The organism is Spirillospora sp. NPDC000708, from assembly GCF_040299565.1.
Classification (GTDB): Bacteria; Actinomycetota; Actinomycetes; order Streptosporangiales; family Streptosporangiaceae; genus Spirillospora.
The window spans coordinates 19,281-43,900 of the sequence record NZ_JBEPCJ010000034.1 but is presented as its reverse complement, the minus strand read 5'-3'; the positions used below and the strand labels follow the sequence as shown (position 1 = coordinate 43,900).

Annotated in this window: 18 protein-coding genes; 7 read left to right on the top strand and 11 right to left on the bottom strand. The window is 71.1% G+C overall.

The window, feature by feature from the left end; all coding sequences use genetic code 11:
* Positions 1-287 precede the first annotated feature (287 nt).
* Entirely contained in the window at positions 288-2,027 is a 1,740-nt protein-coding gene (locus tag ABT299_RS23950) for a hypothetical protein (RefSeq protein WP_500252044.1), read from the top strand.
* Positions 2,028-3,036: 1,009 nt separating this feature from the next.
* Complete coding sequence (locus ABT299_RS23945; protein ID WP_500252043.1) at positions 3,037-5,082, top strand: PAS domain-containing sensor histidine kinase; 2,046 nt, start codon at positions 3,037-3,039, stop codon at positions 5,080-5,082.
* On the opposite strand, the gene ABT299_RS23940 is transcribed toward ABT299_RS23945, so the two are convergent.
* Positions 5,072-5,533 (bottom strand): response regulator, encoded by a 462-nt coding sequence (locus ABT299_RS23940; protein ID WP_190856847.1) that lies wholly within the window; start codon positions 5,531-5,533, stop codon positions 5,072-5,074. The genes ABT299_RS23945 and ABT299_RS23940 overlap by 11 nt on opposite strands.
* Before the next feature lie 154 nt (positions 5,534-5,687).
* On the opposite strand from ABT299_RS23940, the gene ABT299_RS23935 reads away from it, so the two are divergent.
* Complete coding sequence (locus ABT299_RS23935; RefSeq protein WP_190856848.1) at positions 5,688-6,377, top strand: response regulator transcription factor; 690 nt, start codon at positions 5,688-5,690, stop codon at positions 6,375-6,377.
* Here the strand turns inward: ABT299_RS23935 and ABT299_RS23930 are convergent.
* Positions 6,374-7,105 (bottom strand): hypothetical protein, encoded by a 732-nt coding sequence (locus ABT299_RS23930; RefSeq protein WP_190856862.1) that lies wholly within the window; start codon positions 7,103-7,105, stop codon positions 6,374-6,376. The genes ABT299_RS23935 and ABT299_RS23930 overlap by 4 nt on opposite strands.
* Before the next feature lie 1,145 nt (positions 7,106-8,250).
* A complete protein-coding gene (locus ABT299_RS23925; protein WP_190856863.1) occupies positions 8,251-8,427 on the bottom strand; it encodes a hypothetical protein in 177 nt (58 codons plus the stop codon).
* A 289-nt stretch (positions 8,428-8,716) separates the two neighbouring features.
* On the opposite strand from ABT299_RS23925, the gene ABT299_RS23920 reads away from it, so the two are divergent.
* Complete coding sequence (locus ABT299_RS23920; protein WP_190856864.1) at positions 8,717-9,613, top strand: sigma-70 family RNA polymerase sigma factor; 897 nt, start codon at positions 8,717-8,719, stop codon at positions 9,611-9,613.
* Between the two features lie 352 nt (positions 9,614-9,965).
* Here the strand turns inward: ABT299_RS23920 and ABT299_RS23915 are convergent, their stop codons facing one another.
* The 8 genes from ABT299_RS23915 to ABT299_RS23880 all read right to left on the bottom strand — a co-directional run bounded on the left by ABT299_RS23915 (position 9,966) and on the right by ABT299_RS23880 (position 20,009).
* Positions 9,966-10,301, bottom strand: coding sequence for a hypothetical protein (locus ABT299_RS23915; protein WP_190856865.1), 336 nt, complete (start codon positions 10,299-10,301; stop codon positions 9,966-9,968).
* 217 nt (positions 10,302-10,518) lie between these two features.
* The gene (locus tag ABT299_RS23910) at positions 10,519-11,334 is read right to left on the bottom strand and encodes a hypothetical protein (protein WP_500252042.1); all 816 of its coding nucleotides are present in this window, start codon (positions 11,332-11,334) and stop codon (positions 10,519-10,521) included.
* A 1,047-nt stretch (positions 11,335-12,381) separates the two neighbouring features.
* Positions 12,382-13,956 (bottom strand): putative type IV secretion/conjugal transfer ATPase, encoded by a 1,575-nt coding sequence (locus ABT299_RS23905; RefSeq protein WP_387031742.1) that lies wholly within the window; start codon positions 13,954-13,956, stop codon positions 12,382-12,384.
* A complete protein-coding gene (locus ABT299_RS23900; RefSeq protein ID WP_387031744.1) occupies positions 13,953-15,434 on the bottom strand; it encodes an SCO6880 family protein in 1,482 nt (493 codons plus the stop codon). Before ABT299_RS23900 ends, ABT299_RS23905 begins: the two co-directional genes overlap by 4 nt.
* Before the next feature lie 37 nt (positions 15,435-15,471).
* On the bottom strand, positions 15,472-16,947 hold the full coding sequence (locus ABT299_RS23895; RefSeq protein ID WP_500252041.1) for a hypothetical protein: 1,476 nt from the start codon (positions 16,945-16,947) through the stop codon (positions 15,472-15,474).
* A 70-nt stretch (positions 16,948-17,017) separates the two neighbouring features.
* Entirely contained in the window at positions 17,018-18,136 is a 1,119-nt protein-coding gene (locus ABT299_RS23890) for a hypothetical protein (protein ID WP_500252040.1), read from the bottom strand.
* A 353-nt stretch (positions 18,137-18,489) separates the two neighbouring features.
* Positions 18,490-18,801, bottom strand: a complete 312-nt coding sequence (locus ABT299_RS23885; protein ID WP_387031752.1) for a hypothetical protein — start codon at positions 18,799-18,801, stop codon at positions 18,490-18,492.
* 434 nt (positions 18,802-19,235) lie between these two features.
* Positions 19,236-20,009 (bottom strand): DUF6668 family protein, encoded by a 774-nt coding sequence (locus ABT299_RS23880; protein WP_500252039.1) that lies wholly within the window; start codon positions 20,007-20,009, stop codon positions 19,236-19,238.
* 376 nt (positions 20,010-20,385) lie between these two features.
* On the opposite strand from ABT299_RS23880, the gene ABT299_RS23875 reads away from it, so the two are divergent.
* The 3 genes from ABT299_RS23875 (at position 20,386) to ABT299_RS23865 (ending at position 24,546) form a co-directional block, all read left to right on the top strand.
* Entirely contained in the window at positions 20,386-21,633 is a 1,248-nt protein-coding gene (locus ABT299_RS23875) for a lytic transglycosylase domain-containing protein (protein ID WP_500252038.1), read from the top strand.
* A gap of 41 nt (positions 21,634-21,674) precedes the next feature.
* A complete protein-coding gene (locus tag ABT299_RS23870) occupies positions 21,675-22,265 on the top strand; it encodes a hypothetical protein (RefSeq protein ID WP_500252037.1) in 591 nt (196 codons plus the stop codon).
* A gap of 112 nt (positions 22,266-22,377) precedes the next feature.
* Positions 22,378-24,546, top strand: coding sequence for a type IV secretory system conjugative DNA transfer family protein (locus ABT299_RS23865; protein ID WP_500252036.1), 2,169 nt, complete (start codon positions 22,378-22,380; stop codon positions 24,544-24,546).
* The last annotated feature ends 74 nt before the right edge of the window (positions 24,547-24,620 follow it).

The window sequence follows — 24,620 nt, the reverse complement described above, 5'->3', positions numbered from 1 at the left end:
GGCCCGGTCACGGGACGGGCGCTGGACGGGGACGCAGGAGGACGTGAGGTTCCCGGAGGCGCCGCGTGACGGACGAGGGTCCCGCGCGGGGGGCGGTGGTGTTGCGGGCCGGGTGGGCGGTCCGGGGTAAGCCGCCGGGTAGTTATGACGAGTATCGGGTGACCGGGTGTGGTGGTCCGGATTTCTCGGCGGCTGACTATGCGCATATTCTGCGGCATTTCGCGTTGGGGACGCCGTCGCCGGGGCGGTCGGGGCCTGCTGCGTTGCCGTGGATCACGATCAGTGAGGTGCGCGGCGGTGATGACGGCACCCGGATCGGTGTGGCGTTGGAGGACTGGACCGGTGAGGCCGACGGTGCGGGCCGCCCGATCGCCGAGACCCGGTACTTGTGCGTGCCGTATGAGGCGCTTCGTGCGGTGCCGGTGTCGTATGCGGGGTTGTTCGAGGCGTTGTCGGGGGTGACGCCACCGTTCCCGCCGGACGGGGTGGAGTTGCGGGTGGCGCCGCTGGACCCGGCAACCTTGGCGCAGGCACTGGGGCGGTTCGGAGTGCAGCGGGTCGCCGCGGCCGCGTCACTGCTGATCGACGGTCCCGTCACCGTGACCGGTGCACCGGAGTTGACCGCTGTGGAGCGGCTGGTGTTCCTGGACGCGGTCGCGGCGCTGCTGCCCTACGGGTGGCGGACCCGGTTCTCCGCGGCGACCTGGGATCAGAGCGGCAACCGCAACGTCTCGCTTGCGTTCGCCCGACAGGTTCGTGACCGCACCGCCGAACTCGACTGGCGAACACCCCGGCTCCCCGAACGCGACACACCGGGCCGCGCCTACGCCGAAATGCTCGCCGACCTGTTCGGGGATCGGGGACGCTCGCACGCCGAGGTCGTCGCGTACCTCGCACACGCCACCCCACCCCTCACCGACACCGAACCCACCGCAGCGGTCCGGATACTCGCCGGGCTCGACTGGCCCGCGACCGTGCTGCAGGCCGTGGAACGCGGAACCCACGACCCCGCCGACATCCGCGACCTGCTCACCACCGGACGCCACCGCGAGCTCAGCGACGCGGGCGCCCGAAGAATCCTCACCGCGCTGATCCAAGAACGCGTTCCTGAGGACGTGCCGCTGCTGCGCGAGCGCTGGGCCGACCTCGGGCAGGCCGATGACCTGCTCGCCTCCCTGCTCGGCCCCGCGGGTCGCGGCGAGGACGAGACCGCCCGCGCGGAGAGCGCGGCGCTGATCGTCCTCGAGATGGTCGATCTGGAGGCCGTCGCCGCCGGCGCGTCGCAGTGGCCCGCGACGCTCGGCGCGCTCGACGCGAACCCCCGCGCGGTGTGCGCCTTGATGGCGGAACTGGCGTTCGGGCCGCCGGACCGGCTCGTCGCCTGGTACAGGATGCTCTCCCACCGCCTGCCGGAGTCCCTGCTCGGCCCGTTCGGCGACGTGCTGTTCGACCCGCTGCGCTCTGTCGACCCGGATCGCCAGGCGGCGCTGGCCGGGCACGGCACCGGCTGCGTGTCGGACCTGGTCGCGCTCGGATCGGGCACCGGGCGGCTCGGCTACGTCCTGCCGGGCCTCGCCGGCTGGCTGACGGCGCTGGACCGCGTCCCCGAGGACGGGCCGCTGAAGGCCCGGCTGGCGCAGGCCGAGTCCCCGACCCCTCGCGAGCGCGGTGTGCTGGACGGGCTGCTGCTGTGGCTGGACGCGCCGCCGCAGCACATCACCGGGGTCCCCGCCAGGGGCCACGAGCGCTACTGGGACGGCTTCCGGTCGATATGGACATGTCGCATGCCTGCCAGCCACGCCGACCGGCGCCCGGAGATTCTGGAGTCCTGGGTGCGGGCTGGCGGCTGGGCCGGGTCCGCCGAGGGTGTCGACGCCGTCCTGCGGCTCGTCCGTGCGCTGTCCGCCGGGTTTCCCCGCGAAGGGCGCCTGCTGGAGCGCGCGTTGCTCACCGCCCGCACGCGCGTGCCCGGCCTCGACCGCGCCGGTCGGCGGTCCGGCCTTCACCGCACGGGCGGGCCGCCGTGACCACCGTCGTCGCGCCCGGATCCCGGCCGCCGGTGATCGACGTCACCGCCGCCGGTCCGGCGAACCCGGGAAACGGATCGGCGGCTGCGGACAATAACCGGTTGGGGGCTCCCGTCGGCCCGCCCGTGAGGAGGCGAGCTCTCAACGAGCGCTTGGTCGCCGCCGTCGCCTCCTTCGGGGGGCGGCTCCGGCGAACGGGCGCGGCGACCATACCGGCGAAAAACCGCACCGGTCCACCGGCCTTTTGCATCGTTCCATTATGACGGCCCCGATGATTTGCACGCCCCCGCCTCACCACTCCGATTCCAGCCCGCCGTCTCCCCCCTTTCCGCCGGCTACTCGAACCGTTTCCTTCTCCCCGCACGGTGATCGCATGGCCTTCCCGACCGCCCGTCCCCGCCGCCCGTCCTCGGACCGCACCGTCGACGGCCTCCGCCCCACGGCTCCCCCGACACGCCCGCCCTGCCGCCGCCGCGCTCCGGCGAGACTCCGCATGTCCGCCGCGTCGCCGGGGCGGACGGCCTGAGGGCGCCGGGCCCCGCAGGGCACGCCCGCCCGGCCTGAAGGCGCGGCGCACAGCGCGCCGCCCGCAGCACCGCTCGTCTCACGATATGAGACGAATGACCACCAGATGGAACCGATCTGTTGCAGCGCCGGGCGGTGCGCGGACGGTCGTCTGTAGCGACGCATCAGAAAGCCTCGTCCGACCTCGACTCGATCACCGCAGCGAAGACGGCCAGCAACGTTCCTGGATGCCATGCTCAACTCACCCACCACCGCAAAGCGCTCTCAGGCGTGCGTCTGTTCGCCCGCACGAATGGATCGACGAATGAAGGAGCATGATTTTGATCGGGAATAGGCGTGCCGGCGGGTCGTCCGCGCACTCCGGCGGACGCCTCATTCCCGGAGTCGAGACAATGGACGCGCGGGCCCGTCCGGCGCCCCCGGCCGCCGGAGCCGGCGCCTCCCACCACCGGGCGCGGGACGCGTTCCCCGAGGCGAGGGCCGTATGAGGCTCTCCCGGCTGGCCTCCGGCCGAACCGCGGTCTGGTTCTCCCGGCCGCCCTCGGCGACCACGTCCCTCGTGGCCTTCCTCGCCCCCCTGGGCTACTGCCTCGTCCCGTACTGGCTCGTGGCACCGGCGGGCGCCGCGGCCGTCCTGCTCGGCGAGGCCGTGCTGCTGCGCGCGAGGCGGTGGAGGATCGCGCTGGACGCGGTCGAGACCCTGCTCACCCTGGCCGTCACCGGCCTGGTGACGGCGCGCCCCGCGGGGCTGCCCAGCCGGGCGCCGAGCGTGACGCAGGTGGTCCTGCTCCTGGTGGCCGCCCTGCTGATCGTCGCGATCATGAGGCGGTCCGTGCACGCCCCGCTGATCGCGGAGGACCTGATGGAGGCGGCCTGCGCGGCCGGTTTCGCCTTCCTCGTCCTCAGGGCCCTGCGGACCGGCGACGTCACCTGGGCGTTCCTCGCCACGTTCCCGGCCGCCGTCTACTATGTCGACACCCGCGTCCTGAGGACGCGGGAGACGGCGCTCAGCACGGCCGAGCGGCTGCTGCAGCTGCCCTACGTCATGGCCCACCGGCATGCGGAGGCGGCGGACCTGGCCTCGTTCGTGGGCGACCTGCGGAAGATCACGAGATCCGGTGTGCTCTGGCTGCACACCTCCCTGCCGGCGGGCGACATCTGGATCAAGGCCTCCGCCGAGGGCATCACGCGCTACCAGCGGCGGCCGGAAGAGCTGGCCTGGCTCGAAGGGCTCCCGTCGCGGCCGCATCCGTACCTCGTCGACGAGGACGCCCTGCCCGGCGGATGGCGCGCCGGCGTGCACTTCCCGCTGGAGGCCCCCGGGGGCCGCGTCGCCGGCTACCTGCTCATGGGGTGGACCCGGATCACCGGCCTCTACCTGAGCTTCTGGGTGCTGTCCGGGGTGCTGGGCGGAGCGATCAGGGGGACGGCCCGGGCGCTCGGCGCCTACTGGGCGAACACCTGGGCGGCCCACGAGCTCGAGGTCGAACGGGCGCGGCTCAGCGCGGCCATCGACCACTCGGACGTCGCGATCCTCGTGCTCGGCGCCTCCGGCCGGGTCGAGGTGTGGAACTCCGCGATGGCGGCGCTGACGAGCATCCCCGCGGACGAGGCGCTCGGCCGCCGGAGCGAGGACCTCTTCACCCTGGTCTGCACCGACGGGTCCCCGGTCGAGCTCGCCGACGGGCTCACCGGGACGCCGCGGCTGACCACCCGGGACGGGCGCCTTCTCTGGGTGGAGGTCTCCTGCTCGGCCGCTTCCGGGCCCGGAGCGTCCGAGCTGCTCACGGCCGTGTTCGTGGACAAGTCGGCGCGGCAGCAGCTGGACCAGATGCGGCACCTGCTGCTCGCGTCGGTGCACCACGAGCTGCACGGCCCGCTCACCACGATCCGCGGGCACGCGCAGCTGCTCGAGCCCGCCGTCGCGAACGAGGAGGACGCCGAGTCGATCGGCGCGATCCTCGACTCGGTGGAGGTGATGCAGCACGTCATCGCCGACCTGATGCTCGTCATCGACGGCGACCCGTCCGCCTGGCCCGTCGCGGTCGCGGAGGACATCGAGATCTCGGGCCTGCTGCGGCGGGCGCTGCAGAGCGCGCCCTCGGTGGCCTCGCGCACGGTGGTCTCCACGCCGTCGCAGGTCGTCGTGCGCGGCGACCCCGTCCGGCTGCGGCAGTGCCTGGTGCTCGTCCTCCGCAACGCCGAGAAGTACGCCCCGGAGGGCAAGCTGACGGTGGAGACGCACCAGGAGGCGGGCCACGGCGTGCTCACGATCTGCGACGAGGGGCCCGGCATCCCCCCGGGGGAGCTCCTCGCGGCGCTCAAGCCCTATTATCGGTCGGCCTCCACGCAGGACCTCCCGGGCTCGGGGCTCGGCCTCCACATCGCCGACCTGCTCATGACCTCGATGCACGGGCGGATCGACCTGGGCACCGCTCCGTCGGGCGGGCTCAAGGTCGAACTCCGGCTTCCCCTTGCGCCGACCGACCAAGATCAGGACGATGAACCGCAGACCGGCTCTACCGAGTGAGACGGCCACCGCCGGGAAGGTGAGCGTCGACCGATGCCAGATCGGCGAGCACCCCGCGCAACTCGGCGAGATCGAAAGGCTTGGCGAGGACGCGGGTCAGCGCGCCGTCGTCCAGATGAAGTGAGGAGCGAGCAGCCGCGGTGAGGACGAGAACCGGAAGGTCGACGGTGGGGGCGTGTTCCCGAAGCCGGGTCAGGACCTCGGCACCGTCCATGTCGGGGAGCATGCGGTCGAGGATCAGCAGGTCCGGGGGGCGGGCCCGGTCCACGAGCAGCCGCCAGCCCTCCTTTCCGTTCCCCGCGAGAACCGGTTCGTGACCGTCGCGTTTCACGATCGTACGGAGCAACTGCCCGACCCCGGAGTCCTCAATGATGAGCACCCGCACACCTTGCCTCCGTTCGATTTCCCAGATGGCCGCGAGTGAGCGTATCAGCGCGGTCACGGAGTGCACGGACGAAAATGAGACAGGCGGGACCGCACCCGCCTCCGTACGGAGTTCCAACGGCGGTGGAGGAGCGGCCCGGATTGCGCCTGCGACGGCGTTCGCCGACCGCTTCCCACTCCATTCTTCCCTGACCGGCCCTTCTATCCGGATACGATGAGGTATGGCGCGGATATTGGTTGTAGACGACGATCCCCGCCTGGTGAAGGTGGTCTCCACTCTCCTGCGCAAGCATCACCACAGGGTCGAGGCGGTCCCCACCGGAGAACTCGCCCGGCAGGCGCTCCGCCGCGGGAACGTCGACATCACGCTGCTGGACGTCAACCTGCCGGACGTCAACGGCCTGTCGCTGATCCTCGAGATGCGCCAGGAGGGGAACGACGTCCCGGTGATCCTGCTGACGGTCCGGACCGAGGTCCACGACCAGACGCTCGGGCTGCGGCTCGGCGGCGACGACTACATCACCAAGCCGTTCAACCCGGAGGTGCTGCTCGCCAGGATCGAGGCCGTCCTGCGGCGCGCCCAGGGGACGGGCGTCGTCCAGCGCGACGACGAGGTGGACGACAACCTGGTGGAGATCCCGCCCATCGTGATCGACTTCGCCGCCCGGCAGGTCTTCAAGGACGGGGAGGTGGTGCGGCTGGCTCCCCTGGAGTACTCCATCCTCGAGTTCCTGGCCGCCAACCGCGGGCGGGCGGTCTCCAAGGAGGAGCTGATGCTGGACGTGTGGGGAACCAGCCGGGGCGTCTCCCGGACGCTCGCCGAGCACATCTCCCGGCTGCGCCGCAAGCTCGGCGACGGCCTGATCGTCACCCAGACCGGGTACGGGTACCTCGTCCCGGGGGCGCGCTAGGGATCGCGGAGCCAGAGGTCGGTGACGAGCGCGTCGTCGTCCTGGAGCCGGCTCCACATCTGGTGGCCGCGCACCTGCATCGCGGTGCACCAGCGGGCCAGCCCCAGCTCCTCGCCGACGCTCGCGCCCGCCTGGGAGGGCCAGGGCAGCCCGACCCGGGACCGCGCCCGCTCGAGATCGGCCCGGGTCGCGCCCGCGGCGACGGAGCGCACGCTGTGCACGGTGAACCCGGCCTCCTGCCGCACGGCGACCTGCTGGTCGGTGACGGCGCCGAGGAGCGCCAGGTGGGTGCCGGCGGTGTCGGCCACCATCCGTTCCGCGGTCTCCTCGGGCGTCTGCGCGTCCTCCAGGTCGGCCAGCAGCCGGCCGAGCCCGTCGATGGCGGAGCCGAGCAGCTCCGCGCAGTCGGCGTCCTCCCCCGAGACGGGCGCGGGCCGCTCCCCGGCGCCGAAGGTGGCGATGGTGAGCTCGCCCGCCAGCCGGTGGGCGAGGCCGCGGACGAACCTGTCGTGCCAGCCCTCCGGGGCCGGCTCCTCCTGCTCGACGACGAGCGCGCACGTGTCCGACAGCGGTATGGCGGTGCGGGAGCCGGCGGTGAACCGCGCCCGCCAGGTGAGCGCCTGGCCCGCCGCGACGAGGGAGTCGGGGTCGGCGGCGTCGTCGACGGTCAGATCCTGGACGCCGCGGGGAGGGGACTCCACCCGGGCGTGTACGAACCGAGGGTGCATCAGCCGGCAGATCCTCGGCTTCCCACCGGGGCGGACCGGCGGGCCGCGCCGGTCGTGCGGCCGGCGGCGGGGCGGCCCCTCGCCGCGCCCCGGCCGGTGCCCGTCAGCGCGGGGCGAGCCTGAGTGCCGCGCGGGAAGGCGGCACGATCAAGTGGATCTTCGGCAAACTCCAACGTCCCCTCCTCGAGCTTCGGCCCAGGCAGCTCCGTACCTGCCGGTGCGGCAGTAGGAATGGGGACCCCCGCCCCCTGAACACTGAGCTGACTTCATGCTAATCGTGCCTGCACGATAGTGGTTAGGCCGCTGCGTGAACAGCGGCCTTTGTGTAAGGTACATCGCTTCAGGAGGACGGCACAGCCCTCACACGGAAGCACGGACCTTGACGTGGTATCGGCGGCCTGCTCCCCTTTGTTCGCCGAGCTTACGGGCGTTTCTCGCGATTACCGGGGCGCCGATCGGGCCGCCCGCGCCGGCCGGGCCGTTGTCCGCATGCGAGGCGATGCCCGCCAGGTCACCCCTATCGGCGGGGCCGGACGGGGCGAGCGATGATCTTGAGTGCGGGCCGGGCCCGGGAGGGCCGACTTCCGGGCGTCCGCCCGGCCGCCCGCGAGATGTTCGTCCGGGCACCGGTATAGGACGGTCCGGCGGGCCGCCCGGCAATTCCGAGGCATATTTCAAACTCGGATTCCATGGCTTTCTCCGCGTCGGCGGGCCATCGGGAGAAGCGTCGCGGGCAGCCCCTCGCGCCGATCTCTTTTAAAATTCAACTTCCCCGCGAGGCCGGCGTCCCCGGCCGGGGAAAGACGCGCCCGCGGGGCGGTCGGCAACGCGGCCGCGTGCCGGCACGGGGGATCGACATCCTCATGTGTTCGAACCCGCACGGCTCTCCGTCCAGGTCACCGGCCGGAGAGGGGACTGTTCGAACGGCGGAGGCCGCGCGGCGCGATGGCGAGAACCACATCCCGCCCAAGGATTGTCGCGGATACATCACTATGTGAAAATATGCGAGCGGGCGGCGTCGCGAACGCCGCCACGCAAGGCGCGCGACCACGAGGCAAATGCTCTGCGAAGCGCACGTCGGATGCAGAGTTTCCAAGCCTCCGCCGCGAGCCCTGCAAGTTGCAGTTCAACTACTCCTGAAACTATCAGGACCAGTTCGCGGCGCCGAAGGAATCGCGCTCCGTGAACTGATTTCGCCGCTCCGCAGCGCGGCGCGAGCGGACCGCGGCGCCCGCGCCGGCCGCCCGCGAAGCCGGTATCGGCGCCAGGTCGGCGCCGGACGCGCGCGCCATCAACGCTTCTTCTTGAGCAACATCGTGCATCAGCGCCTCTGCAAGCGTTCTCCGAGGTTTCAACACGAATTCCAGCCGAGATCAACTCCAGATCAACGGCGGCTCGGCGCCCTCCGAACCAGCAGGACGGCCGCCGGTCGCCGATGACCGCCGCCACCTGCCAATTCTCTCTCCCGACCGCTCCGCGACGCCGCCGCCGGGCGCGCCGAACGGACGCTCCGGAGCTGCAACGAGCATGTCAACAACCCTTTTGAGGCTGCCTCTTTCTCCGAGATCGTTTCGTCTGATGGCTGCGTGAATCACGAGGTGGGGAGAGACGATGGAGACCGTGCGGCCGGCCGGCGAGGGCTCTCAGACTTCTGACCGGATCCGGACACGCAACGAGGAGCTGTTCGCCCGCCGGAGGCGACTCCAGATGACGATCGCCGAACTGCGCGCGAGCTGCGGCACCGGCGAGGCCGACGCCGACCGGGAGGCCGAGCTGCGGCAGGCCGAGCGCGAGCTCGACGATCTCACCTACGAGATCATGACGGCGAACTTCGGTCTGGTGCGCCGCTACGTCGCCGCGTTCACGTCCCGGTCGTCCGAGCACAGCGAGGACTACGAGAGCGCCGGCAAGGTGGGGCTGCTGTGGGCGATCTCGTCCTACGACCCGGCGCAGGGCCTGTTCGCGAGCTGGGCCTTCAAGCCGATCCAGCGGGAGGTGCTGCGGGCCGTCCGGGACGCCGAGCACCCGAACCTGAACCTCGGCGACTTCGAGAAGCGCCCGGCCATCCTCGCCGCCGAGCGCGCGCTGCTGGAGGAGAACGGCAAGGCGACCCCGCCCGACCCCGCCGCGATCGCCAAGCGGGCCGGCGTCACCGAGGCGCAGGTCCGCCGCGTCCTGGACGCCCCCCGGCTGGACAGCCTGCACGCCTCGGTCAGCGGCCGGGACGACGAGATGATCTCGCTCGAGGAGCGGCTGGTCGATCCGACGCAGAACCTGGAGGACAAGGTGGAGTTGCGGTCGCAGCTCCGCGCCCTCCACGACCAGGGGCTGCCGAGCCTCGACGCCCGCGAACTCCACGTGCTCACCCGCCGGTTCGGCCTGAACGGCGAACCGGGGCAGTCGCTCCGCCTCATCGGCGAGCAGCTCGGCCTTTCCCGCGAGGGCGTGCGGCAGATCCAGCAGAAGGCCCTGGCCAAGCTCGTCGAGCCGGTCGCGGGCGCGATCTGAATCGCATTCCACTACGGGATTAATGCGGTTACCGGCGAACGGCGAGCCGTTCACCCATCACTGGAAAAGGGCACCTGCTCCCTCAACTGGCGCCATTGGCAGCCAAGGGAGCAGGATTCCTTGCGGGAGACCGCCTTTACCGACCGGTACCAAGCCGGAAGGCGGCCTCGTCTATTATCGTCCGGGAACGGCGCACTTCTGCCACCACCGCGGGGAATGGATTCGCATTCGGCGGGCACCGGCCCGCCTTCCCCGCGCTTCGGCTCCTCCGGACCCGCCCGGCACGCCGCAGTGAGCCCGGCTCACCGGGGGAGGGCTCGCGGTCCGCGCCGCGAGCCCCGCCGCTCCCAGGTCAGGGACCCACCTCCGGCTCCGGGTCGAGCACGCGGGCGATCACCGCGACGCATCCGCGCACGTCGTCCACCGGGCCGATCTTCGAGCCCCACTCCCACCAGTAGCAGAGGACGTCGCCGGCCAGCGGATCCGGGTAGCACTTCACCCGCTCGCTGAACCATCCGGTCTTCGGGTTGCTCACCCTGACCCAGGCGCCCCCGGCCGTCCGCTCCACCCGGGCCCGCATCAACTGCCCGGCGTTCAATTCCGTCGCCAACTGCTCCAGAAACTCGTAGGGTCCCTCCTCCGGCCCGTCAACTTCCTCCCCCGATCGGCCACCGGTGACCAGGCTCATTTCGGTACGTGCCTCCATGTCATGAAGTCGGCCGAAGAATCGACGTCGAAGGCGAATCCAATCGTCGGGCCGGACTCTTCGCCTTCCCTTTTCAGGCCCCTCGTATAGGTACCGTCCGGACATGGCGGCCCGCCGCAACGTTCATTTTCGGGAACGCGTGAGGAGCCCGCCCCGGCCGCCCCCGGACCGCGTCCGTGACCGCCGGGGCGGGCTCCGCTCAGTGCGCCATCACCCGGGTCAGCGCGCGCATCACCATCTCGGGGGCCGCGGACCGGCCCGTGACGACGAGCCTGACGGCCGCCCGGATCTCCGACTCCGGGTTGGCGATCAGCGCTCCGACCTGGCCGGCCGACGCCATCCGCTCGGCGGTGGCGCCGGGCCGCACGCCGATCACGTAGTCGGCGTCCAGGGGTTCCGCCGCGGCCACGCAGCCCGGGGGCAGGACCGCGTGCGGTCCCTCGAAGACCCGGCTGCCCGGCGGGACGAGCGGCGCGAAGGCCCGGATGACGACCCGCGCGGCGGGCCCCGTCACGGTCACGGTCTCCAGGCGCGCGAGCGCCGCCTCGACCTGGGAGAGCAGTTCCCTGGTGACGACTCCCGACTCGAGGAGCCCGGCGATGGTCGGGCCCCGCATGGTGCGCCGGCTCACCACGACCGACTCGCCCGCGCGGGTCACGCGGGCGTCCATCCGGTCCTGCGCGGCCTCGGCGCTCTCGACGGCCCGGCGGGCGGCCTCCTCGCTCGGGAACCCCGCGACCTCGTGGACGCCGTGCTCGCCGAACACCGTCACCCGCGTGCCGCGGACGTGCACTTCCATGACCCGGGGGTCCTGCCACAACTCGCCGATGAGGTGCAGGCCGCCCATGACGTAGTAGACCTTCCGGGCCATCGCGGGATCGCCACCGGTGTGGCGGCTCAGCATGTCGAGCCACATCCGGCCGATCGACGGCCTGATCGACGCCGCGATCCGCGCGGCGGTCTCCCAGTCCTCGTCCGGCCCCGGCCCCCCACCCGCCGACTCCGCCGCAGACACCTCCTCCGAGAACGCTTCAACCGAAGGCACCTCGACCTGCGGCGCCTCGACCTGCGGCGGCTCAACCGAAGCCGACTCGGCCGATGGCACTTCGTCCCGAGGCGATTCGACCGTCGGTGGCTCGACCTGGGACGGTTCCGCAAGCGGCGCCGCACCCCGGGGCGTTTCGACCGGCGGCGCTTCGGCACGAGGCAGCTCGGCCTGAGGCGCTTCGAGCGGGGGCGGCTCGGCCGGTGGCGCTTGCTCGACCTGGGGCGGTGCGGTCTGAGGCGGCTCGGCCCGGGGCGGTTTCGCCGACGCCGCCTTGGCCTGGGGCGACTTCGCCGGAGGCGCTCCGGCTCGGGACGGTTCCGCCGGAGGCGCTTCGGCTCGGGACGTCTCGGCTGTTGGGGGCTCGGTCTGGGGTGGTTCCTCAAGTGGCGCTGCGCCACGGGGCGTTTCGACCGGTGGCGCTTCGGCACGAGGCGGCTCGGCCTGGGGTGCTTCGCGCGGGGGCGGCTCGGCCACGGACGGCTCGGCCGGTGGCGCTTGCTCGACCTGGGGCGATGCAACCGGAGGCGGGGCGGCCCGGGGTGGTTTTGCTGGTGCCGGCTCGGCCTGGGGCGGTTTCGTTGGGGTCGCGTCGGTGCGGGGCGGCGGGGGCGGGGCGGTTCGGGGTGGTTTCGGTGGGGGGACGGGGGCCGGGCCGTCCTGCTTGGGCGGGCGGGGTTGGGTCACGTGGGGGGCGGGCAGCGGCTGCTCGGCGGCGCCTGGTGGGAAGGGCGCCGGCCGCAGGGAGGAGAGCGCCGTCCGGGGCGCGCGCTCAACGGGGGCCGGTGCCCGGAGGCGGCCGGCGACACGCTTGTCGTTCTCGGTACCGAGGGTCCCCTTCTTCCGGGGTTCCCCGTCGAATTCGATGACCGACCAGAAGTCCATTCCCTCTGTGGGTTCCTGAGGCGGCGACGACATGGGCCGGTTTTCCTTTCCTGGCCGACGGAGTCGACCGCCCGGGCTCGGCACCGCACCGCGGACGCCGCCGCGGTGCGGACGCCACCGTGCCCGGGCCGGTCACGTGGTCCTGGCGGGGGGCCTCGTGGTCGAGTTGGTCCAGCGCTTGTTGGTGTCGTTGACGTCCCTCTCGACGGAGGTCAACTCCACCTTGAACGGGATGCCGGGCCGGCCGCCGACCTTGACCAGGAACCTGCCGCGCCCCGGAGGCTCGCTGTCCTCCTTCAGGTCGGGGTTCCAGGACGGCGGCGTCGACCAGTCGACGATCATGCGCTCCTCGATGGACGACAGGCGCACCACCTCGTTCACCATGGGCATCTCCGCCTGCGGCAGCCCGCCGCAGATCACCATGCCGGCGCGTTCGGCGAAGCCCTTGGCCTTCATCCGGTCGGACTCGTCCGCCAGCGCGAGCAGGTCGGCCATGGTGTGCGTGATCATCACCTGGCCCGCGCCGCGCTGGCGGTTGAGACGGGTGAGGGCGTCGACCCGGTCCACCAGGCCGCGTCCGGACCGCAGCACCCGCCACAGCTCGTCGAGGACGACGAAGAAGTGCCGCGGGGGCGCCAGGCCCTCGTCGGCCAGCGCGTGCGCGACCTCGATCGAGCCGAACCCGTCCGACCAGCACGCCAGCAGGACGGCGGCCTGGAGTTCGGCGTCGGAGTCGTCGATCCCGCTGATGTCGATGCAGACGCCCCCGGGGTTGTCCAGCTCGATGCCCGTGGTGGTGTGGCCCGCGAACGTCTCGCCCATCGGCCCGTCGAGCACCCCGAGCAGCGAGGCGTGCAGGGGGTCGACGGCCGCGCGGTACCGCGCCTCGTCACCGCGGGCGAGGGTGACGGCGCGCAGCCGCTCCGGCCCGTCGTCGATCACCTTGATGAGGTCGGGCAGGATGGGGACGCCCTTGTGGCGCTCGTCCAGCACCCGCAGGGCCGCGTTGAGGACGGTGCGCTCGGTGTCGGCGATCGGCCCGCCGCGCAGGAGCGTGAGCAGCGCGGCGACCATGTTCAGCCGGCGGCCGTGTGCGTCCGCGATCAGCTTCCGCCGCGCCTCCTCCGGGAGCTGGGCCACGGCCTTGGACGTGGCGCCGGGGTCGAGGACGTTCAGCGAACCCAGCCCGCGGCCGAGCTTGATGATCTGCCCGCCCATCGCGCGGACCAGGTCGACGTAGTCGGGCTTGAGGTCGCCGAGCACCATGGGGAACACCCCCTGGCCGACCAGTCCCACCACCATCCGGCGGATCAGGGTCGACTTGCCCAGCCCCGGCTTGCCCAGCACCAGCGCGGACGGGTTGTGGATCAGGTTCGCGCGCTGGAACCACGAGATCGGGTCGCAGCACAGCGCGGCGCCGGTGGTCAGCTCCCGGCCGAGCGGCACACCGATCATGGGGGTTCCCGATCCCGCCCCGAACGGCCACAGCCCGCAGACCTGGACCGTGGTCCCGCGCCACTCCGGCGGCGCCTCGACGTAGGAGGCGCGGCCCCCGCCCCGGCGGCTGAAGCCCCTGAACCCGGGTTTGAGCTCGGGCTTTCCGGTCTTCTTCTTGTCCTTCTTGGCCTTCTTGCCCTTCCGGTCGCCGTCCGCGGCGGGCGGCTCTCCGGGCGGGCCGGCGGGGATCGCTTCCAGGGGACCGTTCACAGCGACTCCCTCACCAGCGCGGGAACCTGCAGGTGGTGCGGCAGGACGATGCCGAGCGGCAGGGCCGCCGCGAACGCCGACGCCTGCGACCCGTACATCCGGCGCAGCCGCAGACGTGCCGGGGCCGAGAGCGTGTCGATGGCCGCCGCCGCGACCGGCAGTTCGTCCGACGAGCGGACGGTGGCGGTGACGAGGATGGTGAACCGGGTGACCCCCGCTCCCCTGGCCTCCTCAAGGGCCGACTGGTCGCTCTTGATGACGTCGATCTCGTTCCGGGCCGCGGCGGTGGACCCGTCGAGGCGGAACCGCGTGTCCCTGCGGTCCCGTTCCACGATCCGGGTGGCGGAAGCCGGGTCGTGCGGCCGGTAGAGGAAGGTGACGCGCTTGCGCGCGATGTCGTGGTGCGGCGCCACCAGCCCGGTCATCACGTTGGACAGCACCTCGCCGCGCGGCGCCTCCGACATGCCCCAGGTGATGGAGTGGCCGCTGTCGTGGACGTAGTGGTCCCAGGATTCCTGCGACGAGACCGGCCCGGCGTCGTCCCAGCGCAGTTCCTGGCCCTCGGCGGCCTCTATGGTCGACTGGGCGTCCGGGTCGTAGGCGATCCGCACGGCGCGGGCGAGCTGCTCCGCGGTCATCGGGCGGGCGGACCCGGCACCGGTCATCGAGAGTCCGGAGATCAGCCCGGGGATCCGCATCCCGATCTCCCGGACCATGGCCTCCTGGTCCCGGCGCTTGCCGCCGATCTGCGGAAGGGCGGCGTAGGTGACCGCGACGCGGGTCGACACCCGCGCGCTGCCGACCGGGTAGTTCCAGACGATCTCCTCCAGCGCGGCCCGGGCGAGCTCCGGAGCGTTCGGATCGGTGTGGGCGTGGATCTCCTCCCGGAGGCGGGTCCCGCTGTCGGGGGCGGTCTCGATGGTCACGCTCGCGGCGACGAGGCCCGGCTCGTAGGCCAGCGAGGCCAGCCACTGCCCCCAGTGGGACACCCACGTGTCGATCTGGGTCTGGTCGACCAGCGCCGCGCCTTCGGCGTTGCAGTCGAACACCACCGTGTAGTGCTTCGTGGACGGGATCATGACCAGGGCGAACGGGCGGCCGTAGGAGTCGCGGCCCTCCACCAGCCGGGACTGCGCGAGCAGCCCGGGAAGCCGGCACACGCCGTGCGGGACGACGCTCAGCGGCCCCGAGCGGTAGAGGTGCCATCCCTGGGACCGGCCGGACCACCAGCTGAACCGGGCCGTGAGCGACTGGAGCGCGGTCCGCCCGTGCACGTCCTGGATGACCAGCGGCAGCATCACCACCGCCAGGACCACGGCACCGAACAGCGCGACCATCAGCGACGCCATCGCGAGCAGGGTGACGATGATCATCCCGACCATGAGGATCAGGGTCCCGGCCAGTCCCAGCTTCCCGATCCCCGGAGACACCGGCTTGCGCCAGTTCCCGTACGTCGGTTCTTGATAGTCGGTTGCCACTCCAGCTCACCTCATTTCTTGACCATGCGTTACCGGACTACCTGCTGCCGCTGGGCCCGCTGCTTCCGCTGTTGCCGCCTCCGCTCGAGCCCCGTCCCGAACCGCCACTACCGCCACCCGACCCTCCGCCCCCGGAGGAACCGGGAGGCGGGGGCGTGTAGGGAGGGATGTAGGGCGCGGGCGGGGGCGTGTAAGGCGGAGGCTGGTACGGCGGTACCGAGGACGACCCCGATCCTCCAGAGGGCGGAGTGTAAGAAGTGGAATTACCACCTGTACTACCCCCTGTATTGGCACCCGAGTTACTCGAGGCGCCGGAGCCACCGCTGGGCGAACGGCCGCCCGAACCGGTTGATCCCGTGGAACCGGTCGATCCCGCGGCATTGTTCGAGCCGTTACCGCCGTACAAATAGGCGTCGTTATCATCAGATGTGGAGGCCCCGGAGGCCCCTCCACCTCTCCGCCCGATCTGCTGCGAAACGGTGGTCGTCACGGTGGTCGTCCTGCGGCCACCACCACCGCCACCGCCACCGCCGCCACCGCCGCCACCGCCACCACCGCCGCGGGCTCCACCCGGACCGCCGCCCGAGCTGCCGCGCCATCCGCCACCGCCGGGCATGAACATGCCGAGCAGGGAGAGCCCCCGGCTCCTCATGGTCACGGACGTGCCGCCGTACGCGAAGTGGCCGACCTGGCGGATGCCGAAGAAGCTCTGCCCCTGAGTGGCCGCGGGCATCACGGCGCGCAGGGTCGCGGGCATGGCCAGCACCGAGCCCGCGACGAGGGCCAGACCGAAGAGGCGATCAGCCTCGTAATCGGACGTCATCAGTTTCAAGGCCGCGCCATCGATGGTCGCGATGAGCGGCTTGACGAGGACGAACGAGACCAGCAGTCCGATGCACTGCCGGTAGGCGGCCTGCCCATAAGAAGTGAACCTCGACGCCGCCACCGCCGGGAGGATCCCCACGACAACTATCAGGGCGCCGTTCCGGAAGAGCATCAACACGAACTGAATACACGACGAGAGTGCCGCCGCAGCGGCAAAGAAGGCGAGAACGAACGATACATCATCCTTGTCGCCGCCGCGGATCAACTGGACTCCGTCTTGCCACTTCTGCTGCCACTGGTCGTCCTTCGGCTTCATATGCTCGATGATCATTTTGGAATATTGATCTCCGGCCATATTCGCCAAATTAACGATTGTAGCCACAGTGAGGATGATCAGCGCCAGTTCAAAGAACTGGACCATCGCGTCCCGGAAAGGCGCACCCTTGCGTTGGATCGCGATGCGGAAGGCCGCGACGAGGAACCCGGCGAACGCGAACGCCGCGGTCAGCCAGTTCGTGTACAGCCGGAGATCATAGAGCACCCCGCCCTTTTCCCCGGTCAGTTGCACGTTATAGGCGGTGCCACTGCCGGCGATCCACCAGGTCAGGAACTGTTCGAAGCTTCCCAGTGCCCAGTCGAGCAGCTTCTGGACGAGCCAGGCCCACGCTTCGTTGAGAACGTCGTTCACCGGGTGCCCCCCGGACGACATCGCGCAGGAGGCGCGCAGTTGTTTGACTCAGACACGGCGGTCCCCCGATTCAGAACGGATCGACCAGGAGGGAGACGAAGCCGATGGCCAGCCCGGAGCCCGCGACGAAGCAGGCGAGCACCACCCATCCCACTTCGGTGGCGTTCGCGCCGAACTCGCCCCGCTTGTGCCTGATCGTCATTCTCCCCCCGACGATCACGAAACCTGCCACACAGCCGCCCAGGACCGTCCAGACCAGCCAACGCAACAAGATCGCCACAGGCTTGGTGATCTTGTCCACGTCACCCGGCTGGCTCCGTGGCAGCGACAGGTCGGGCCTGGCATTGATGTCCGGCTTCCTCCCTACGGGAAGCTTGGGTATGGGGACGCTGAGATCCGGCCCTCGGAGAGCGTCCCTCCACTTTTCATATTTTTTCTTGTCACCGTCATCGAAGCCGAAGAGCTTTCTCCCGTTGTGGCAGTTGTCCTCTGCCCCTTTACCCGTCCACGAGTAACACGGGTCCGGCCCTCCCCTGTCCGCCTTGGGCCAGTGCTGATTGTCGCTGCTGTCGCAGTACGAGTCATCATCCTTGTCACTGCCGGCCAGACAGACCTTGAAGATGTACAGCTTCTTCGGATCGTAATGCGGGATGGTGGCCACGTCCTCGCTGGGATTTCCGGCCGCCCTCAGACGGACCACCAGGGTGCCGTCCAAAGCGACGCCACCGCGCACGAGGTGACCGTCCTTCTCGGTATCGCTGATTCTCACCTGGTGAGTGCAGGGATTGAATTGGAACTTGCCACCAGGGTCCGGGTCACTGGTACGAATGTTATCCATATCGTCCCAGTTGTCGGACTTCGAGCCCCTGCAATCGGAAGGCGCCGGTTTCGCCGCGAGACCGGCGGTCGCCACCCGGCCCGGTGCCAGCGCGGCGACCGGCGTCGCCCTCTCCGTCCCTGCTCCGGCCTCCCCCGTGCCGATCACGATCGAGGGGGCACCGCCCGTCGCCGTCGCGTTGCCCGCACCGGAGTACGGGTCTCCGGCGGCGCCCGCCGTACCCGCGAGGACGGCCAGGGCGAGCGCGGCCGCGCCGGACGCGGCGAGCCGGAAGAGCGCTCCTCGCAGATGCGCGCCCTTTCGCCGGACGGCGGTCCGGAGGGCCGCGCCGACCTTTCCGATGAAGCTCATCGCGGCATTCGATCCAGGCACGGTGGACCCCCGATCTCAGAGCGGATCGACCAGAAGAGCGGCGAAGGCGGCGGCCGGCCCGGAGCCCGCGCCGCCGAGGGCGGGGCTCCGCGGCACCGCGGGCCGGCGGCCGGCCGGCGCGGGCACGGTGCGAGGGCCGCGCATGGTGCGGCATGCCGGGTCACAGAAGGCCCCGCCAGCCGTTTGGGATCGTTCCAACGGGCCGACCGCTCCCCGGATCCCACGAGGCGCCGCCGAAGCGCGGATCGGGAGCGGGACGTTCGCGCACCGGGGCCGCGGGACTCGCTTGCGGCAGCGCCTTCCCCGTTCCGGGAAGACCTGCCGAAGCTCCATCAGGTCGTTCCCACGAGTCCGGTGACGATCGCGGTCGCGCTCACGATGACGATGCAGCCGAATCCCACGATGATCAGGCTGCTCATGTGATTCCCTCCCTCGCCTCGCTTGTGCTGGATCGCCATCCTGCCGCCGATGATCACGAACCCCGCCACCCCGGCCCCGAGGGCGAAGTACACCCCCCACCTGAGCACCGTCACGAACGGCCCCGCAAAGGGCGGCGCCTCGCCCTGGCCGGGATCCGGGATGCCCGGTGCCGCCAGGATCAAGCTGGTCACGTGGTGGACCAGGGCGACCGTCCACGTGGTCATCGCATTAAGCATGTGCGTCCTCCGAGATGAGGCGACCGAACCTTCGATCGACCATGCGTAGGAGGGCGGCGATCCGCCCAGTTGCGAGGGGCCCCCGGAGCACAGAGGCCGGAAGGCAGGACCGGTGTGACCGGGTTGCGTCCGCCGATTGCACGAGTGATGACCCCCTCCCAGAAGGGGGTCGCGCCGGTCAACACCGATCCGGCGAGACGAACACCTCCCGAGCACCGTTCTGCTCTACGTTCAGGACGGTCCGCGAGCCGGGGCGATCGGCAACCCCCGGCGGGCATATATCCGGCGAAAAATTCGACGCCGACGGGGACCGTCCCCGCGAGGGGTGCCGCCGGGCGGGCGGAGACGGCCGAGTACGTGCCGGCGGAAGGTCCGCGGCACAGCGGTCGGCACCGGCTCGGGCCGCCGGGCCGACCGTTCCCTCACCCTGCGATCAACCCGTTCACCTCATGGATCATGCGTGCGTAGGCCGAGGGCGGTTTCATCTTGTCCGGCGGATCGCCGAGGCGGAACGCCTCCACCCAGGGCAGCTCCCAGAGCCGGGGGACACCGCCGGCGATCAGGCGGACGAGGTCGGACAGCGGCTTCGGGCGCTTCCCGGGGGCGTCGGCGACCACCACCAGGCCGAGGAGCTGCACGCCCGGGAGCACGCCCGAGGCCCACTGGGCCACCGCGCCCTGGGCGGCCAGCAGCCCGGCCGCGTGGCTGCGCGCGACCAGCAGCACCCGGGAGCGGCCGGGCGGTGCGGGCACCGGCCAGTAGCGTCCCGCGCTCGCGCTGTTGGTGAGGAGAGCCGCCAGCGTGGACGTGCCGGCTCCGCCATGGCAGGAGGAGAGCCAGACGTCCGGGCCTTGGCCGCTGTAGGTGACCAGCCCGAGAGCGCTCTGCGGCGCAGGCGCTCGATCCGCGGGTATGACCGCCTGCGCGACGAAACCTCCGCTGGGCGGTGGCGCCTGCTGCACGTACCCCTGCGGTGGCGCCTGCTGCACGTACCCCTGCGGTGGCGCCTGCTGACCGTGTCCCTGCGGTGGCGCCGCCTGCTGGCCGTATGCCTGCGTTGGTGCCGTCTCCTGCCCGTACGCCTGTGGCGGCGCCGGCTGCTGCCCGTACGTCTGCGGTTGCGCGCCCGCCATGGCCGGTGGGGCCTCGCTGCCGATCCCCTCGTACGCCTGGGCGCCGCTCGGTGATGGCGGCATTCCCATGGCCTCCTCCGGAGTGAAGTCACAAGCGACTTTGCGCGTACGGGTTCGACCGTCCGTGGTTCGCCGCCAACTTCAACCTCGAGATACGCCCGTCTCTGCGGATTTCGACGCTGCGCGACGACTCGGTCACCCTACCGGCCGGTCAGGGGCGGTCCCCGGGGCGAGGCCGCCGGAGGCACCTTGCGTATCCGTCCGATGACCACACTGTCTTGGTCTGTGGGCGCACTGTCGTGGCCGGTGGGCGCAGGGAGGTGGCACATGCCCGGAGAGCGGGCCGACGGCGAGGGTCCGCGCTCCGCCGTCCGGAACGGACGGCGATGTCACCGCCGCCCTCGCCCACGTCATTGACTGCCCGAAGGATAGTTCACCGATGAGGAAATACAGCCTGATGAACCTCATAGCCTATTCAGGCTGCCTGGGCGTATTGCTCATCGTCGTGATGTTCGTCGCCGTCCTGAGCGTGGCCAGCCAGAAGCTCCTCTCACCTTTCCAGGCCGCCTGCGCGCCGGCGAACGGCCCGGGCCCGGAGCAACTGAGCAACGCGCCGAAGCCGAGCCCCAAGACGACGGGCCCGAGCGCTTATCCCGCCGCGTACACCTATCCCGCCGCGTCCACCGTGAGCCCCGCTTCCCGGCCGTCCGGTGGCGAGACCGTGCAGAACGTCGCCCTGACCCGCGCCGACGCCGCGAACAGCATCCCCACGGACTATGTCGCCTACTACAAGGCCGCGGGCGCGAAGTACGGCATCCCCTGGTCCGTGCTCGCCGGAGTCGGGAAGATCGAGACCGATCACGGCCGTTCCACCCTGCCGGGCGTCAAGTCGGGAGAGAACTACGCCCACGCGGGCGGCCCGATGCAGTTCATCCCGGGCACGTGGAACGCGTACGGAGTCGACGGGCCGGAATACGACGCCAATGCCCCCGGCGACCACATGGGCAAGCCAGACGGGAAGAAGAGCCGCTACGATCCGGCTGACGCCATTCCCGCCGCCGCCAGATACCTGAAGGCGCTCGGCGCGGCGACCAATCCCAGAAAAGCGCTCTGGCAGTACAACGGTGCCGCCAACAGCTCCTGGGGCTACGCGGACAACGTGCTGTCGTGGGCCAGACGCTACGACAAGAACTTGTCCCTCAGCCCCGCGAACCCGTCCCAGGCGTCCTGCGGCGGCGGCGGGTTCGGCGCGGGCGGCAGCTACGCGCCCGGATCGGTCTGCCACGACGCCGCGGGGTTCGTCGCGGGCCACATCACGAAGCGGATGGCCTGCGTACGGGACCAGATCAAGGCCAAGTTCACGGTGCCGCGCGGGATCGGCTGCTACCGCGCCGACGGCGGCATCGCCGGCGGCGGCGAGCACCCCCTCGGCCGCGCCTGCGACTTCATGATCAGCTCCGGGTCGCCCAAACCCGACGAGGTCAAGCTCGGCTACGACATCGCCAACTGGGCGAAGGCCAACGCCAAGCGCCTCGGGATCGACTACATCATCTACCGCCAGCACATCTGGAACCCCGCCCGGGCCAAGGAGGGCTGGCGGCAGATGGAGGACCGCGGCGGGCTGACGGCCAACCACTACGACCACGTCCACATCTCCGTGCTGGCGGGCGACACGTTCAACGCCTGACCCCCGCAGCACGCCTTGCGCACGAACTTCAGGAGGTGCCCATGACCGCCCCCGGCCGCCCGCCGCGCGTCGCTCTCCTCGCCGCGCTCGCCTGCGCCGTGAGCGCCTGCGGCGTGGGGCACCGGGCCGCACCGGAGGCCACCAGCGCCTCCCCCACCGCCGCGATCTCCTCGCCCGCGCCCGCGACCACGTCCTCGGCGGTGCCCCGCGGCCTGCCCGACCTCTCCCGGCTCGACGAGCGTGACGCCACCGCGGTGTCCAAGGCGGCGCTCACCCTGATGTGGACCGTCGACTCGGCCATCGACCACGGCCAGCAGGACGCCTACCAGCGGGCGACCCCCCTCTTGGACAGCGTCTACAAGGCCGTCATCGCCGACGAGGGCGGCGGCGGCATTCCGGGGCAATGGAGCCGCCACCGTGCCTACGCCAAGGTCCGCCTCACCCGGCAGATCGTCCAAGGCGACGTCCCCGCCGAGACGCCCAAGCTGGCGCACCGGCTATGGCGGATCGAGGTCACGCCCACCGGCCGGGACGGGTGGAAGGACGCCCCCGTCCACGTCACCGCGTTCGTCACCCTCCGCCGCGACGGGCCGGACGACCCGTGGCGTGTGTCGGCCGTGGGAACCACCTGAGCGCCGGGAGGGCACCGCATGACGAGGGCACGGCCGGTCGGCGCGCGGCGGATCCGGCGTCCGCCGCGGCCCGAGAACAGGCACATCCGGACCCAACGATCGAGGAGGTTCTGTGGCCGGTAATGACGACGACGACGTGTACACGCTCTTCTTCGGCATCGGTCTGCTGGTCGCGCTGCTGGGCGGAGCGGGCAGTTTCCTGACCTGGCTGGCGGGGCAGCTGTCCGGTGTCATCGCGGGCGGCGGGTGGCCGGACTCCGATCCGACGGACTGCCTTCCCATCGCCTTCAGGTTGGTGAGCCATCCGAGCGACCCGCGAAGCGCGTGGCCGCCCGCCGCCGCGGCGGCTCTCGGGTCCGGACCGGTCTTCTTCTCCTTGCTCGCCGTGTTCCTCACGGTGGCGGCGGTGGGGACCTACTTTGCGGTACGGCTGTTCCTCAACTTCCGGCGCCGCAGGACGGTCCGCCGGTTCCGCCTCGGGTACGCCTCCGGCTGGGAGGTCCGCAAGCTGCTGAGCGCCCGGACCGTGCAGAACAAGGCCTGGCAGGCCCGCCCGTCGACGCACGGCCAGAACGTCCGGAAGATCAAACCCGAGGAGGTCGGCTTCTACATCGGACGGGACATCAGGTCCCGGCGCAAGCTGTACGCGTCCATCGAGGACATGGCGATCATCATCTCCGCGCCGCGGCAGGGCAAGGACGTGCACTTCGTCACGCCGTTCACCATCGACGCCCCGGGCCCCGTCATCGTCACCTCCAGCCGGCGGGAGACGTTCGTCAACACCGCCATGGTGCGGGCCCAGTACGGCGAGGTCTATGTGTTCGACCCGTGGAACTGGACCGGATGGCCGAACCGCATGCGCTGGTCACCGCTGCAGGGGTGCGAGGACCCGAACGTGTGCGCTGTCCGGTCCGGCACGCTCGTGGAGGCGAGCGGTTTCTCGATCGGGCGGGAAGGCGGCATCGTGCTCAGCGGTGTCATCACCATCATCCGGTGCCTGCTGCACGCCGGCGCGATCGGCAGGGTCAGTTTCCGGGAGGTGATGCGCTGGATCTACGAGGCGAACGGGGAGGAGCCGCTCGAGATCCTGCGGCAGGGCGAACGGGAAGGCCGGACCGCCCCGGGGTACACGGGGCAGCTGGAGTTCAACATGCGGGACGAGCGCCTGTGGTCCGGGGTGATGCAGGTCATGCACGCCTTCTCGCATCCCCTCGTCCTGGAGGACTGCTCGCCGGAACCTGGAGAGGAGTTCGACTTCGCCAAGTTCCTCAAGGGCCGGAACACCCTGTACTTCGTCGCGAAGAGGCAGCCCGACTGGGGCGGCATCGCCCCGGTCGTCACCACGATCCTCGAACAGTACTTCCGGTCGGCGCGCGGTGTGGCGATGAAGAACCCGACGGGTCGCCTCGACCCGCCGCTGACCTTCGAACTCAACCAGGTCGCCGACGTCTTCGTGTCGGGCGGCCTGCCGACCTACATGGGCGAGTCCGGTGGATACTCCATCTCCGTGCACGTCTACCTGACGTCACTGGCGGAGGCCCGCGCCAAGTGGGGCGCGGACCGCACCGCGGCCCTGCTGGACAACGCCACCATGAAGATCATCTCGGGCGGCGCTGGGACGATCAAGGACATCTCCGACCTCTCCGACCTCGTGGGCAAGCACGAGGGGAAGCAGATCCTGACCCCCGAGGAGCTGCGGACCATGCGCTTCGGCCGCGCCGTCGTCGTCGCCGGCACCGCGCGTCCCGTCGAGATGTGGCTGACCCCCTGGTGGAAGCGCAAGGACCGGGAGGCCATCGTCCGCAGCAAGGAGGCGGTCGAAGCGATGATCCGCCAGAAGGACTCACCGCCGCCGTACGCGCCGCCGCCGGCCGGCCCGGCACCGGCCGCCCTTCCGCCCCACGACCCGCCGCCGGACGCCCCGCCGACCGACACCCGGCCGACCGACACCCGCCCGACCGACGACCCGCCGCCCCGGCCGACCGACACCTGGTCGAACGACGCCCGCCCGAGCGACGACCGGACGAGCGACACCCGGACGAGCGACGACACGTCGGCCGACGAACGAGCGACCACCAGAGCAGCGGCCGACGAACGAGCGACCGACCGGCGAGCGACCACCAGAACGGCGACCGACGAACGAGCGGCCGACGAGCGGGTGACCGCCAGAACGGCGGCCGGCAGGCGAACGGCCGACGGATCGGCGGACGCCGGTGCCGTCCCGGCGCCCGCGGCCTCCGGGACGGGCGACGATGACGACGATGAGTCGATCGTGTGGTGAGGAGGCCGTCCGGGGTTGCGGCGAAGGCCGCCCGCCGGACGGTCCGTCTGTGGGCCTGACGTGCGGCGGCCGGT